This window comes from Cryobacterium glucosi, from assembly GCF_004402235.1.
Taxonomy (GTDB): domain Bacteria; phylum Actinomycetota; class Actinomycetes; order Actinomycetales; family Microbacteriaceae; genus Cryobacterium; species Cryobacterium glucosi.
In genome coordinates, this window is the sequence record NZ_SOFS01000013.1 from 26,084 (window position 1) to 38,357 (window position 12,274).

Annotated in this window: 13 protein-coding genes, 1 pseudogene and 1 riboswitch; of the genes and pseudogenes, 2 read left to right on the forward strand and 12 right to left on the reverse strand. The window is 69.0% G+C overall.

Going from position 1 to position 12,274, the window contains the following annotated elements; genetic code table 11:
- Window positions 1-2 precede the first annotated feature (2 nt).
- Genes E3O46_RS05080 through E3O46_RS05100 form a run of 5 tightly spaced genes read right to left on the reverse strand, consistent with a single transcriptional unit; the run spans window position 3 to window position 3,883 of the window.
- Window positions 3-263 carry a hypothetical protein gene (locus E3O46_RS05080; protein WP_134447692.1) on the reverse strand — a complete coding sequence of 87 codons (261 nt, stop codon included), beginning with the start codon at window positions 261-263 and terminating at the stop codon, window positions 3-5.
- Window positions 260-904 carry a nucleoside/nucleotide kinase family protein gene (locus E3O46_RS05085; protein WP_241975441.1) on the reverse strand — a complete coding sequence of 215 codons (645 nt, stop codon included), beginning with the start codon at window positions 902-904 and terminating at the stop codon, window positions 260-262. The genes E3O46_RS05080 and E3O46_RS05085 overlap by 4 nt, the downstream gene beginning before the upstream one ends.
- On the reverse strand, window positions 891-1,682 hold the full coding sequence (locus E3O46_RS05090; RefSeq protein ID WP_134561231.1) for an energy-coupling factor transporter transmembrane component T family protein: 792 nt from the start codon (window positions 1,680-1,682) through the stop codon (window positions 891-893). Before E3O46_RS05090 ends, E3O46_RS05085 begins: the two co-directional genes overlap by 14 nt.
- On the reverse strand, window positions 1,679-3,247 hold the full coding sequence (locus E3O46_RS05095; RefSeq protein ID WP_134559950.1) for an ABC transporter ATP-binding protein: 1,569 nt from the start codon (window positions 3,245-3,247) through the stop codon (window positions 1,679-1,681). The genes E3O46_RS05090 and E3O46_RS05095 overlap by 4 nt, the downstream gene beginning before the upstream one ends.
- 3 nt (window positions 3,248-3,250) lie before the next feature.
- Window positions 3,251-3,883, reverse strand: coding sequence for an ECF transporter S component (locus E3O46_RS05100; protein WP_134447686.1), 633 nt, complete (start codon window positions 3,881-3,883; stop codon window positions 3,251-3,253).
- Window positions 3,884-3,919: 36 nt separating this feature from the next.
- Window positions 3,920-4,029, reverse strand: a riboswitch (TPP riboswitch).
- A 129-nt stretch (window positions 4,030-4,158) separates the two neighbouring features.
- Here E3O46_RS05100 and nhaA point away from each other — a divergent pair.
- Window positions 4,159-5,532 carry a Na+/H+ antiporter NhaA gene (nhaA, locus tag E3O46_RS05105; RefSeq protein WP_420897717.1) on the forward strand — a complete coding sequence of 458 codons (1,374 nt, stop codon included), beginning with the start codon at window positions 4,159-4,161 and terminating at the stop codon, window positions 5,530-5,532.
- A gap of 3 nt (window positions 5,533-5,535) precedes the next feature.
- Here nhaA and E3O46_RS05110 read toward each other — a convergent pair whose 3' ends face one another.
- Together E3O46_RS05110 and E3O46_RS05115 are read right to left on the reverse strand one after the other, a co-directional pair.
- Complete coding sequence (locus E3O46_RS05110; protein WP_134561232.1) at window positions 5,536-5,895, reverse strand: spore germination protein GerW family protein; 360 nt, start codon at window positions 5,893-5,895, stop codon at window positions 5,536-5,538.
- Between the two features lie 39 nt (window positions 5,896-5,934).
- Entirely contained in the window at window positions 5,935-7,221 is a 1,287-nt protein-coding gene (locus tag E3O46_RS05115) for a DNA polymerase IV (protein ID WP_134559954.1), read from the reverse strand.
- 116 nt (window positions 7,222-7,337) lie between these two features.
- On the opposite strand from E3O46_RS05115, the gene E3O46_RS05120 reads away from it, so the two are divergent.
- On the forward strand, window positions 7,338-7,895 hold the full coding sequence (locus E3O46_RS05120) for a TIGR03086 family metal-binding protein (RefSeq protein WP_134559956.1): 558 nt from the start codon (window positions 7,338-7,340) through the stop codon (window positions 7,893-7,895).
- On the opposite strand, the gene E3O46_RS05125 is transcribed toward E3O46_RS05120, so the two are convergent.
- From E3O46_RS05125 to E3O46_RS18580, 5 genes and pseudogenes are all read right to left on the reverse strand, one after another.
- Window positions 7,873-8,709, reverse strand: coding sequence for an ABC transporter permease (locus E3O46_RS05125; RefSeq protein WP_338145017.1), 837 nt, complete (start codon window positions 8,707-8,709; stop codon window positions 7,873-7,875). The genes E3O46_RS05120 and E3O46_RS05125 overlap by 23 nt on opposite strands.
- Before the next feature lie 8 nt (window positions 8,710-8,717).
- The gene (locus tag E3O46_RS05130) at window positions 8,718-9,650 is read right to left on the reverse strand and encodes an ABC transporter permease (RefSeq protein ID WP_241975442.1); all 933 of its coding nucleotides are present in this window, start codon (window positions 9,648-9,650) and stop codon (window positions 8,718-8,720) included.
- Window positions 9,629-10,825, reverse strand: a complete 1,197-nt coding sequence (locus tag E3O46_RS05135; protein WP_134561233.1) for an ABC transporter substrate-binding protein — start codon at window positions 10,823-10,825, stop codon at window positions 9,629-9,631. The genes E3O46_RS05130 and E3O46_RS05135 overlap by 22 nt, the downstream gene beginning before the upstream one ends.
- 26 nt (window positions 10,826-10,851) lie before the next feature.
- Window positions 10,852-11,910: an ABC transporter ATP-binding protein gene (locus tag E3O46_RS05140; RefSeq protein WP_134447674.1), complete on the reverse strand. Its 1,059-nt coding sequence runs from the start codon at window positions 11,908-11,910 to the stop codon at window positions 10,852-10,854.
- 167 nt (window positions 11,911-12,077) lie between these two features.
- Window positions 12,078-12,274, reverse strand: a pseudogene (locus E3O46_RS18580) (HNH endonuclease signature motif containing protein); the annotation flags it as partial.

Genomic DNA, 12,274 nt, shown 5'->3' on the forward strand with positions numbered 1-12,274 from the left:
GGCTACTCCGGCTGGTCTTCCGGCACGTACGGGTCGCTGTCCGTCGCGTCGAAGCGGTAGCGCACATGGATCCGGCCCTGCACGTCGCGTTCGTCGACCTCGTCGTACCAGAACAGGGTCTCGATGCCCTCGACGAGCGAGACCATGCTGATCCGGCTGTCATGCGCGCCCCGCACGAGGACTCGGGAATCGACCTGTCCCTCGAGGGGGCCATCGATGAATTCGGCGGTGTAGAACACTTCTTCGGGAGCTGGACTAGTCATGACCTAACGCTAGTCCGATTTCCCCGATCTCCCCGATTTCCCCGATCTCCACGGAGGCCGGGGGTCCCGTCGAGTTCGATCGTCGCCCATCGTCCGGGTTCCTCCCGCACGAGGAATCCCTGCCATTCTGCCTGCCACTGGTCCCAGTGCGACCGGAATGCCTCACCGTCCCGCGCGAGGGCCCGCTGCTTGCGTTCCTCGTCGTCGGCAGTGAGCCAGATCCGTACGTCGCTCAGGCCGGCATTGGCCGCTGAGAGCGTGCCGCAGCCCTCGACGAGGAGCGGAAGGGCCGGGTCGACCGGATGCCATTCCGCAGGCGCGTCCGCTCCCCAGTCATAGCGGCGCCAGGCGCCGGGCAGTCCGGCCCGGAACGGGCGCAGCACGTGTTCGGTCAGGTGTGCGCTCGCGGCGGCCAGTCCGTTCCAGCCTGGATAGATGTCGTCGAGACGGATGAGTGCGGGCCGCACTCTCGTCGGCCCGGCGGTCGACGGCCAGGCGTCGAGGATGCGGTCGGCGAGGGTGCTCTTGCCCGCACCGCTCGGCCCGTCGATCAGGATCACGATGGGCCCGGCATCCGCCCTCTGGAACGCCGCGATCGCCGCCAGCACCGGGGCGAGCAGCACCTGGTCAGGAGAGGACAAAATGCCACGTCCCCGCCCAGACCGCGACCGCGATCGCGATGCCGGCGATGCCGAGGCCGAGGCCGAGCATCACGGCGTCCCCTGCCCCGATCGCCGATGCGCGGGCCCAGGTGCGCGGCGCCGTCCCGAAGCCGCGGGCCTCCATGGCCGTTGCGAGCTTGCTCCCGCGGCGTACCGAGATGACGAGCAGGGCGAAGGCCGGCCCGAAGAAGCGGCGGAGGGCCCCGATCGGTCCGCCGCCGTCGCCGACACCCCGTGCGCGCCTGGCGAGGCTGAGGAAGCGCCAGTCTTCGATGAACATGCCGACGAGACGCAGGCCGGCGAGTCCGCCGAGCACGAACCGGGCCGGCAGGCGCAGCACCTGCGCGAGCCCGTCGGCGAGGTCGGTGGGGTCCGTCGTGGCCAGGAGGACGATTCCCGGCAGGCCGATCGCGAGTACCCGGAGCGCGATGGCCAGGCCGAGCTGGACCGAGCCGTCCGTCACCGTCACGAAACCGATTGTCAGGAGCACCGCTCCGGAGTCGCGGCCATACAGCACCGTCGTCAGGCCCGCGAAGGGCGCTGCGATCCACAGCGTCGACGTGCGCAGCCAGAATTGCCGCGCGCTCAGCCCGCACCAGTACAGCAGCACGCCCTCGAGGGCGAGGGCGACCAGTGCCGAGACCCAGTCGATCGAGAGCAGCAGCGCGAGGCTCACGACGATCGCGGCACCGAGCTTGGAGATGGGGTTGAGCCGGGCGACCGCGCTCGGGCGGATGCTCGGCGTGAGGAGGCTCATCGGCGCGCCCCCGCCGCTGAGCCGGCCGCCGACCCGGCCCTGCCACCCGCGAGCCGGTATTCGGAGTCGGCGATCGTGTCGACGAGGAGCTCGTCGTGGGTGACGAAGACAAGGGCTGTGCCCGCGCTCTGCACCTCGACGAGGAGGGCGACGAGCTCCCGCCAGGTCCGGGAGTCCTGCCCGAAGGTGGGCTCGTCGAGCACAAGCACCCGCGGGCGGCTCGCGAGCACCGTCGCGACCGAGAGCCGGCGTTTCTCCCCGCCGGAAAGAGTGAAGGGGTTCGCTTCGGCCAGGTGGTCGAGCCGCAGCCTCTCGAGGAGCTCGTCGACCCGGCGGACCTGTTCCGCGGGGGCGAGGCCGAGGGCATGCGGGCCGACGGCGAGTTCAGCGCGCACGGAGCCGGAGAGGAACTGGTGTTCCGGGTCCTGGAAGACCGTACCGATCCGGGTCAGCAGGGCGCGGGAACGCCAGCGGACCGGTTCGGTGCCGAGGCCGCCCGCGAGGCCGGGACTCGCAGCGAGACGGCCGCCCGCCGGGGCGAGCAGGCCGGCCAGGGTGAGCGCGAGGGTCGATTTACCCGCGCCGTTCGGGCCCGTGATCGCGGTCGCCGTTCCCGCCCCGATGGTGAGGTCGATCCCGCCAGCGACGACCCGTGCGGTGCGTCGGGCGAACGGCACCCGCCCGACGGCGAGGCCGCTCGCGCTCAACAGGAGGTCGGGAGTCTGGGCTCCCCCGGCCTGGAGTCCGAGGTCGGCAGGTAGCCGGCTCGGCAGCCGGCCGGGAAGCCGCGGCGGGAGGTGCGGCACCCAGACCCCTGCCGCTGCGAGCCGTTCGCCCTCGGACTGCAGCACGGTGCCGGTCGGCCCGTCGGCAAGGATTCCACCGGCGGCATCGAGCACGATGACCCGATCGACGAGGTCCTGCCACACCGCAACCCGGTGTTCGATCACGATCAGGGTCGCCCCGGAGGCGTCGAGGGTTCGGCGCACGGCGTCGCGCACCTCGATGACACCCTCCGGGTCGAGGTTCGCAGTCGGCTCGTCGAGCAGGAGCAGGCCCGGCCGCATCGCGAGGACGCCCGCCAGTGCGAGGCGTTGTTTCTGGCCGCCGCTGAGCGCGGAGGTCGGGTGGTCGAGCGGGAGCCGCAGGCCGACCGAGTCGAGGGCGGCACCGACCCTGCGCCAGATCTCGTCGCGCGGCACGGCGAGATTCTCGCAGCCGAAGGCGACGTCGTCGCCGACCCTCGCGAGCACGACCTGGGAATCCGGGTCCTGCAGCACGAGACCGACCCGGCCGCGGGCATCCGCAGGACGCCGCCCGTCGACGAGAAGTTCGCCGGTCTCATCGCCCTCATCCTCAGATCCGAGTACTCCGGCGAGCGCGTGCACGAGAGTGCTCTTGCCCGCGCCGCTCGCGCCGAGCAAGAGCACCCGTTCGCCGGGGCGGATGTCGAGGTCGAGTCCGGAGACCGCAGGCGCGCCCCGTCCGGCGTGCCGCCAGCCCCAGCCGCGGGCGCGCACATGCGCGCCCGCGACCGGGCGTACGGAATCGGGATCCAGGGGCATCCGCTACGCGGTGGCTCGCTGGGCCGCCCGGCCCGCACTGTCCCGGCCTGCGGCGAAGCGGCTCAGGGCTCCTGAGCGCACGAGGCCGCGCAGGACGAGCCAGGAGACAAGCCCGCCGAGGAGCACGCCGGAGATCACGGCAGAGACGAAGTAGGTCACCTTGATCGCGTCGTCGACGGCTGCGTAGCTGTTCAGCACGTCGAGGATTCCGACCGCAACGCCGGCGCCGGCGCCGGCGAGGAGTGCGGTGCCGAGCTTCCAGCTCGAGTAGAGGAACAGGGCGAAGACGATCTCCGCGCCGAGGCCCTCGACGACGCCCCAGATCAGGGTCGAGAAACCCCACTGGGTGCCGATGAGCATCGAGACGACGGCTGCGACGACCTCGGTGTAGACGGCGGCGCCGGGCTTCCGCACGACGAGTCCGCCGAGCACAGCTGCGAAGAGCCAGCCGCCGGCGAGGAGGCCCTCGAGGCCGGGCGTGAAAGCCAGGACGGTGCTGAGCGGCGTCCAGGCCAGGCCCCACGCCCAGAAGATGACGCCGCTCGCGACGCCGATCACGCTGGCGACGACGATGTCGACGACCCGCCAGCGGTAGTTGCGAACCCGGGCTGCGGGTGTGGTGGTTGTTGAATGCATGATGTCGCGCCCTTTCAATGGCAATTGAGGGCACGGGTATGAGTGTTTCTGCCTCCCTGCGCTGGCATGATCCAGATCAGGTTTGACGGTCGAAGCTTAGGAAGCTTCCTCTCAGCCCGGTTGACCGGACTCCCGTGTTCGATTCCGAGTATAGACCGCACCGGCTTCCCGCCGCGGGCAGGGGCGCGGCGAGGGCCCCGTGTACAGTGAAAGCAGGTGTGCCGGGAAGTCTGGTCGGCGTCCGCTCATCGAGCCCGAAACCAGAGGATCCACCCATGACCCCACCCACGAATCCGCCGATGACGCCACCAGGAAGCGCCCCCTCCCCTCGCAATCCTCGGGGAATCGGCGCGGTCTTCCGGCGCAGCAGCTATCCGGAATACGTGCGGATCAGTCAGATCCTCCGTCGTGAGACGGTCGGCGGGGCACTCCTCCTCGTAGCGACCGTCATCGCCCTGGTCCTCGCGAACTCGCCGGCCTCCGGCCTCTACTTCGCCGTACGCGACTTCCAGTTCGGTTACGAGCCCTGGCACCTCCAGCTCAGCGTCGGGGCCTGGGCGGCCGACGGGCTGCTCGCGATCTTCTTCTTCCTCGCCGGCCTGGAGCTCAAACGCGAATTCGTCGCCGGGGACCTGCGCACCCTCGACCGCGCTGTCGTTCCCGTTGCCGCGGCCGTCGGTGGCGTGCTGACCCCCGCGCTCTTCTTCACGCTCGTGAACCTCGGCGGTGGCGCGGAGGCGCTGCGCGGCTGGGCCGTACCGACCGCGACGGACATCGCCTTCGCCGTCGCCGTGCTCGCCGTGATCGGCTCACACCTGCCGAGCGCCCTCCGGGTGTTCCTGCTGACCCTCGCCGTCGTCGACGACCTGCTGGCGATCACGATCATCGCGTTCTTCTACACGAGCGACCTCCAGCCGCTCCTGCTTGCGGCCGCCGTGGTGCCGCTCGCCGTGTTCGCATTCCTCGCGCGCCGATACTCGTACCATTTCGGGACGCAACCGTGGCTGGCGTGGCTCGTTCTCGTGCCGCTCGGCGTGCTGACGTGGGTTCTGGTTCATGCGTCCGGCATCCACGCCACCGTTGCCGGCGTGCTGCTCGGTTTCGCGGTGCCCGTGCTCCGCAGTCGTCGTGGTGGCGGACCAGACGCGGGAGCGGGGCTCGCCCAGACCCTCGAGCACCGGATCCGGCCGTTGTCGGCGGGATTCGCCGTCCCGGTTTTCGCCTTCTTCTCCGCGGGTGTCGCGATCGGCGGGCCCGCCGGTCTCGCGGCAGCGCTGAGCGACCCCGTCGCGATCGGGATCATCGTCGCGCTCGTCCTCGGCAAGCCGGTCGGCATCCTCGGCGCCACCTGGCTCGTGACCCGCACGACGAAGGCATCGCTCGACCCCGACCTCGCCTGGGTCGACGTGATCGGCGTCGCGATGCTCGCCGGGGTGGGCTTCACGGTGTCGTTGCTGATCAGCGAGCTCGGCTTCGGGCACGGCACGATCGAGGACGACCACGCCAAGGTCGCCATCCTCACGGCGTCCCTGCTCGCGGCTCTCCTCGCCGCCGTCGTGCTGCGCAGCCGCAACCGGCACTACCGGGAGATCGACCTCAAGGAGAAGGCGGACACGGACAACGACGGGGTCCCGGACGCCTTCGAGTAGGGGCTACTTCTTGAGTGCCCGGATCACGTGACTGAGCGTCTTGCCGACGACCCAGACGAAGGGGATACCGACGGCGAGCAGCGAGATGACGTTGGGCTCGAAGCGAACGGTGCCCTCGGACTTCACGTAGGCGCCCACCGGGATGGAGACTCCGCCACCGCCGCCGCCGGCGCCGTGTCCGGGGCTGCCGAAGCCACCCGTACCGGATCCCTCGGTCGATTCACCTTCGCCGCCGCCGAAACCGTAGTACACGAGCGCAACGGGAACGATCGTGATCCCGTCGACGAGGACGGGGTCACCGTATGCCGACCGCACGCCGGCGGAGCGGGAGCTTTCTGCGAGCTTTTCGGGGAGGCTAGTCATCTCTTCACGATACTCCGCCGCGCTCCGCAACGCCCGGCATCAGGGATTCGCGTCGCCGCGTTCTCCCGCACGGGGGTTCGGCTTGGTGGCGTCGAGGCCCACCGGGCGGGCCTGGCTCGGCCCGAGCAGTGAGGCGGGCCGCACCGAACCGCGACCGAAGCGCGCGGTGACGGAGTCCACCGCGAGTTCGGCGCCACGCCAGTCGTCGTCGGGGTCCCAGAGGCCGAGGCCCGCCCCATCGCCGTCGCCCAGCTGCTCCACCCGCACTCCGATCAGTCGCACCCGGATGCCGCGGGCCGCGAGCACGTCGAAGCTCGCCGCGGCTTCCTCGTAGATGCGGCGGCCCACGTTCGTCGCCTCGGCGAGGGTGCGCGAGCGGGTCACGGTGCTGAAGTCGGTGTACCGGAGTTTCAGGACCACGCAGCGCCCGACGAGGCCGGCCCGCCGGAGGGAAACCGCCACCGCGTCGGACTGGCGGAGGAGCTCGCTGCGCAGCCGGGCGACATCCGTCACGTCGTGTTCGAAGGTGATCTCGTGGCCGACGCTCTTCTCCTCGCGTTCGAGGGTCACTCCCCGCGGGTCTCTCCCCCACGCGAGCTCGTGCAGCTTGCGGCCGGAGGCCTCGCCGATGGACTTCTGCAGCACAGGCAGCGGCGTGGCGGCGAGGTCGCCGATCGTGCGGAGGCCGAGCCCGAGGAGCGACTTCTCGGTCATGGCGCCGACGCCCCAGAGTGAGCCGACAGGCAACGGATGCAGGAACGCGACGGTGTCCTCAGCCGGTACCACGAGCAGGCCGTTGGGTTTCGCCCTGCTCGACGCCATCTTGGCGACGAACTTCGTCGACGCGGCACCGACGGAACAGGTGAGCCCGGTCTCGTTCTGGACCCGCTCCCGGATCAGCGCCGCGATCACGGCAGGCGAGCCATGCAGGCGGCGGGCCCCGGAGACGTCGAGGAAGGCTTCGTCGATGCTGAGCGGCTCGACGAGCGGGGTCATGTCCGTGAAGATGCCCATCACCTGCTCGGAGAAATCCCGGTACCGGCTCATGTGCGGTTCGAGGACGACCGCCGCCGGGCAGCGCCGCAGGGCGAGCGCCATCGGCATGGCCGAGTTCACGCCGTAGCGCCGGGCGACGTAGTTGGCGGCGGTCACGACGGAGCGGCCGGAGCGGTGGCCGACGATGACGGGTTTATCGACGAGTTCCGGGTGGTCGAGCAGCTCGACGGACGCGAAGAACGCATCCATGTCGATGTGAAGCAGGGTCGCGGAGGAGTCGTCGACGCTTGCCGCCGAGACCGTGCGGTCGCTTCCGTCCTGCCTGCTCACCCTGAGACCCTAACCCACACCGCCGACCGTGCGGGCAGACCCGTTCCACGGGTAGCGTGCGAGGCGGAATGCACCGGCGACCGCAGGGGTTGCATCGTGCAACGAAAGGAGCCTTCATGGAATCGAACTGGATCGCACTTCAGCAGCAGGCCCACCAGGAGTTCAGCGCCCGGCTCGCGCACGTCACCAGCTGGGACGCGCCGACCCCCGACTCGGACTGGACCGTCCGGGAACTCGTGCGCCACGTCGTCCGCGGCCAGCAGAGTGTACCGCGGCTCCTCGCCGGACGGTCGGTCATCGAGGCTCGCCTCACCCGCGCCCCGCTCGGCTCCGATCTGCAGGCGGAATGGGACACCTACTCCGCCCTCGCGACCGCCGCCTGGTCGGAGGCCCCGGCGGATGCTCCCGTCCGGCTGGCGTCCGAAACCGTCACCGCCGCGGAGTACCTGCGCGAACAGGTCGCGGAGGTCACCATCCACACCTGGGATCTCGCCAGGGCCGTCTCCGCCGACGAGTCCCTCGACGACGAGCTCGTCGCCGCCGTCTGGACGGTCTTCGAGCCCCAGAAGGACGCCCTCGAAGCAAGCGGCCTCTTCGCTCCCCCGGTTCCCCTCCCCGACGACGCGCCGTTGCAGTCCCGTCTCCTCGCGCTCACCGGGCGCGACGCGCGCTGAACCGAGTGGGTCTCAGGGGGTGACTTTCTCGGCCCCCGCGAGGCGCTGTGCCACGTAGATCGGCACGATTGAGACCAGCACGAGGACAACCGCGATGACGTTGACGATCGGGGCCTGATTCGGCCGGAACAGGTTGTCGAGGATCCAGATCGGCAGGGTCTTCACGCTCGACCCCGCCGTGAACGTCGTCACGATGATCTCGTCGAAGCTCAGCGCGAAAGCGAGAAGTCCCCCCCGCGAAGAGTGCAGAACGCAGCTGCGGGAAGGTCACGAGTCGGAAGGTGGTCCACAGCCCCGCTCCGAGATCGGCGGACGCCTCCTCGAAGTTCATGCCGACGCGGCGGAGACGCGCGATGACATTGTTGAACACCGTGACGATGCAGAAGGTCGCGTGCGCGATGATCACGGTCGCGATCGACAGCTGAATGCCCATGATCGTGCGGAACGCATTGTTGAGCGCAATGCCCGTGATGATCCCGGGGAGCGCGATCGGCAGGATCACGAGGAGGCTCACGGCGTCGCGGCCGAAGAACGCGAACCGCTGCAGGGCGAGCGAGATCAGGGTGCCGAGGACGAGGGAGACCAGGGTCGCCACGATCGCGATCTGCACGCTCGTCCCGATCGCGTTGAGGGCGCCCTCATTGTGGAACGCCTTCACCCACCACTCGAAGGTCAGGCCGGGCGGTGGCCAGGTCAGGTTCGTGCTCGTGCTGAAGGAGTTGATCAGCACGACGATGAGCGGCAGGTAGATCACCGCGAGAATGATCCCGGTGAGGACGGCGAGGACGATCCGTGCCGGTCTGCTGAGGCGCATCTCTCCCCTTACAGGTTGTCCAGGGCGCCGGTGCGGCGCACGGCGGCGAGGTATCCGAAAATGATCACGATCGGGATGAGGGCGATCGCCGCCGCGAGGGGCAGGTTGTTCGCCGCGCCGACGTTCGTGTACACGAGGTTCCCGAGCATCTGGTTGGCCCCGCCGACGATGTTGACCGTGATGTAGTCGCCGAGGGTGAGCGAGAAGCTGAAGATCGAACCGGCGATGATCGCCGGCCAGATCATCGGGAGCACGATGAGCCGAAGGGTGGAGCCGGTCCGGCCGCCGAGGTCGCCTGAGGCCTCGAGCAGGGAGTCCGGCACGCGTTCCAGTCCGGCGTAGATCGGCAGGATCACGTACGGCAGCCAGAGGTAGGCGAGGGTGATGACCGTTGCCGGCAGCCCGTATCCCGGGGTCTGGCCGCCGAAGGGCGCGACCAGCCAGTCGACGATGCCGTCGCTCGACAGCACGGAGCGCCACGCATAGGCCTTGACCAGGTAGCTCGCCCAGAGCGGCATCAGCACGGCGATCACGAGCACCCGCTGCCACCGGGTGCTCGCGACCTTGGCCATGTAGAACGCGATCGGCAGGGCGACCAGGATGTCGACGACGGTCACGACCACGGCGATGCCGAGGGTGCGCAGGGTCACCGTCTGGTACAGCGAGCCGGTCAGCACGGTCACGATGTTGTCGAGCGTCCAGGTCTGCGTGATGGTTCCCGTGAACGTGTCCACCGTCCACAGGGCCGTGATCAGCAGCGCCGCGAGGGCCACGATGTACACCAGCCCGAGCCAGAACAGCGGAGCCGAGAGCAGCAGGGAGAGTCGGAGCCGGGGGTGCCGGCTCAGGAAGACCGAGATCCGGCGGGCCCCGGTGTCGCGGGGCACCGGTACGGGCCCGCCGGAATCGGCCTGGAGCATCAGCCCTTGATCTCCTGCCACGCGGTCGTCCAGGCCGCGTAGTCGGTGCAGGTCACGTCGGTCCTGCCGTCGACGCATTTGGCGATCGGCGTCGTCCAGTACCAGATCTTCGACGCGTAGTCGGCGTCTCCGGCGTGATAGGTCGCGCACTGGTTGGGGTCCGTCATGAACTCGCAGGCCTTCTGGTTGGACGGGGCCTCTCCGAAGTACTCGGTCGCTTGCGCGTTCGCCTTCGGGCTCGCGATGTAGTTGAGCCAGGCGTACGCGCAGTTGGGGTGCGCCGCTTTCGAGGCGATCATCCAGGTGTCAGACCAGCCGGTGACGCCCTCCGACGGAACCGTGACCTCGGCGGCGGTCCCGGCGGCGAGCGAGTTGCGGATCACCTGCCAGGTGGTTCCGACGACCGTGTCCCCGGTCTCGAAGGACTGCACCGACTTGAGGTAGTCGGACCAGTACTCTCCGATATTCGGGCGCTGCTGCTTGAGCAGGTCGACGGCCGCCGCGAGCTGCTTCTCATCGAGGGCGTACGGGTTCTTGATCCCGAGATCGGGCTGGTGCTTCATCAGGTACATGGCGGCATCCGCGATGTAGATCGGGGAGTCGTATGCCGTGACCTTGCCCTTGTACGCCGAAGACTTGTCGAACACGACGTCCCACGATGTCGGGGCCGGCGTGACGACATCCTTGTTGTACATCAACAGGTTGGCGCCGTAGCCGTGCGGGATGCCATAGGAGACACCGTCGACGCTGTTCCAGGCCTGCAGCTTGAGGAAGTCGTAGATTCCGGCGTAGTTCGGGATCAGGTCGGTGTTCACCGGGGCGACGTCTCCGGCGGCGACCAGGCGCAGGGAGGCATCTCCCGAGGCCGCGACAACGTCGTAGTCGCCCGTCTTCATCAGGTTGAAGGCCTCGTCGGAGGTGCCGTAGGTCTTGCTCGTGACCTTACAGCCGGTCTCGTCCTGGAAGGCGCTGACCCAGTCCACGGTCGGGTCGTTACTGCCGTCCTCGACGTAGCCGGGCCACGCGAGGATCGACACGGCCCCCTCGTTCGCGCCGAGGGCCGTCGGTGCGGATGCGGTGGGCTTGGTCGCCCCGGACGTCGTGGTTCCGCACGCCGTGAGGAGCGCGATCAAGGCGATGGCGAGCCCGGTCAGGGCGGTCAGTCTGGAGTTGCGGTGGGGCGCGTGGCGGTTCATTACGGTCTCCATTCTTGGTGAGCTGTTTAAGGTGCCGGGTCCAGTGATTCGGTGCGGCGGTCTGCGACGACCACGACGGTGTCCCTGTCGGACCAGGCCACGCGCACACGGGCGCCGCGTTCTTCGTCGCCGACCCGCCGCGCATCGTTCTGCTCCTGCACGACGACGCGCATGCCCGCGTCGAGGTCGACGATGAGCCGGGTACTGCTGCCCAGGTAGATCACCTCGGCGAGGACGCCTGTCGCCGAGCGGTCGCCGCTGAGCGGGGACTCCAGCCTCTCGACCGTCATCTTCTCCGGACGCACCGAGTGGATGCCGCCTCGGCCGAGCACACGGAGGGACAGTTCGTCGCTGAACACGTTGGACGTGCCTACGAATGCGGCTACGAAGGGCGATACCGGGTGATCGTAGATCTCGGCGGGGGTTCCGAGCTGTTCGATCCGACCCTCGTTGAAGACGGCGATCCGGTCGCTCAGGGTGAGCGCCTCCTCCTGGTCGTGGGTGACGAAAATGAAGGTGATGCCGAGTTCGCGCTGGAGTTCCTTCAGTTCGACCTGCATCTGCTCGCGCAACTTGAGGTCGAGGGCGCCGAGCGGCTCGTCCAGAAGCAGCACCTTGGGCTGGACGACCGTGGCCCTGGCCAGGGCCACGCGCTGCCGTTGCCCGCCGGAGAGCTGTCCGGGCTTCCGGTCGCCGAACCCGCCGAGACGCACGGTGTCGAGGGCCGCCCTGGCCCGCTCGTGGCGTTCGCGCCTGCCGACGCCGCGCACGCGCAGCCCGTATGCGACGTTGTCGAGCACGGTCATGTGCGGGAAGAGCGCATAGTCCTGGAACACGGTGTTGACGTCGCGGTCGAAGGGGGCGCGGTCGGTCACGTCTTTTCCCTGGAGCGACACCGTTCCGCTCGTGGGCTGTTCGAAGCCCGCGATCAGCCGGAGCACGGTCGTCTTTCCGGAGCCGGAAGGGCCGAGCATCGAGAAGAATTCGCCCTCGACGACGTCGAGATCAACCCCGTCAACGGCGTTTCCCGCGCCGAAGGACTTGGTCAGCCCCCGCAAGCGGATTGCCGGTCGGTCTGCGGACACGGAGCCTCCTTTGTCACCCTCGGCTAAATCATATGGAAACGGATGTCTGAAATCCGGTTCCGCATGTTGCGGTCAGGTCACGATGACCGAACGCCTCCGAGAACGACACCCTATAGCGACGGCCCGCGTCCGGCATGGCCCCCGTTCGCCCTGGTCAGTCGGGCCGGTCAGTCGCGGTTGGGTGGTCCGGTGAGTACCTGGTGGGCGCGGTGCCGGTTCGGTGGCCGCCAGAGCCGTTGCGGATCGATCAACCCAGGGGCCCGCACCTGCGGTGAGCCCTTCACCATGCGGATCTCCCACCCGGAGGTATCGATGCTGTGGTGGTGGAACCAGCACAGTAGGACCCCGTTGTCGACGGTCGTGG

Coding starts and splice junctions, on each gene's coding strand:
- E3O46_RS05100 (WP_134447686.1), bottom strand. CDS start 3,883: ATGCATTCAACAACCACCACACCCGCAGCCCGGGTTCGCAACTACCGC.
- E3O46_RS05120 (WP_134559956.1), top strand. CDS start 7,338: ATGGAATCGAACTGGATCGCACTTCAGCAGCAGGCCCACCAGGAGTTC.
- E3O46_RS05125 (WP_338145017.1), bottom strand. CDS start 8,709: ATGCGCCTCAGCAGACCGGCACGGATCGTCCTCGCCGTCCTCACCGGG.
- E3O46_RS05135 (WP_134561233.1), bottom strand. CDS start 10,825: ATGAACCGCCACGCGCCCCACCGCAACTCCAGACTGACCGCCCTGACC.
- nhaA (WP_420897717.1), top strand. CDS start 4,159: ATGACCCCACCCACGAATCCGCCGATGACGCCACCAGGAAGCGCCCCC.
- E3O46_RS05095 (WP_134559950.1), bottom strand. CDS start 3,247: ATGCCCCTGGATCCCGATTCCGTACGCCCGGTCGCGGGCGCGCATGTG.
- E3O46_RS05090 (WP_134561231.1), bottom strand. CDS start 1,682: ATGAGCCTCCTCACGCCGAGCATCCGCCCGAGCGCGGTCGCCCGGCTC.
- E3O46_RS05080 (WP_134447692.1), bottom strand. CDS start 263: ATGACTAGTCCAGCTCCCGAAGAAGTGTTCTACACCGCCGAATTCATC.
- E3O46_RS05110 (WP_134561232.1), bottom strand. CDS start 5,895: ATGACTAGCCTCCCCGAAAAGCTCGCAGAAAGCTCCCGCTCCGCCGGC.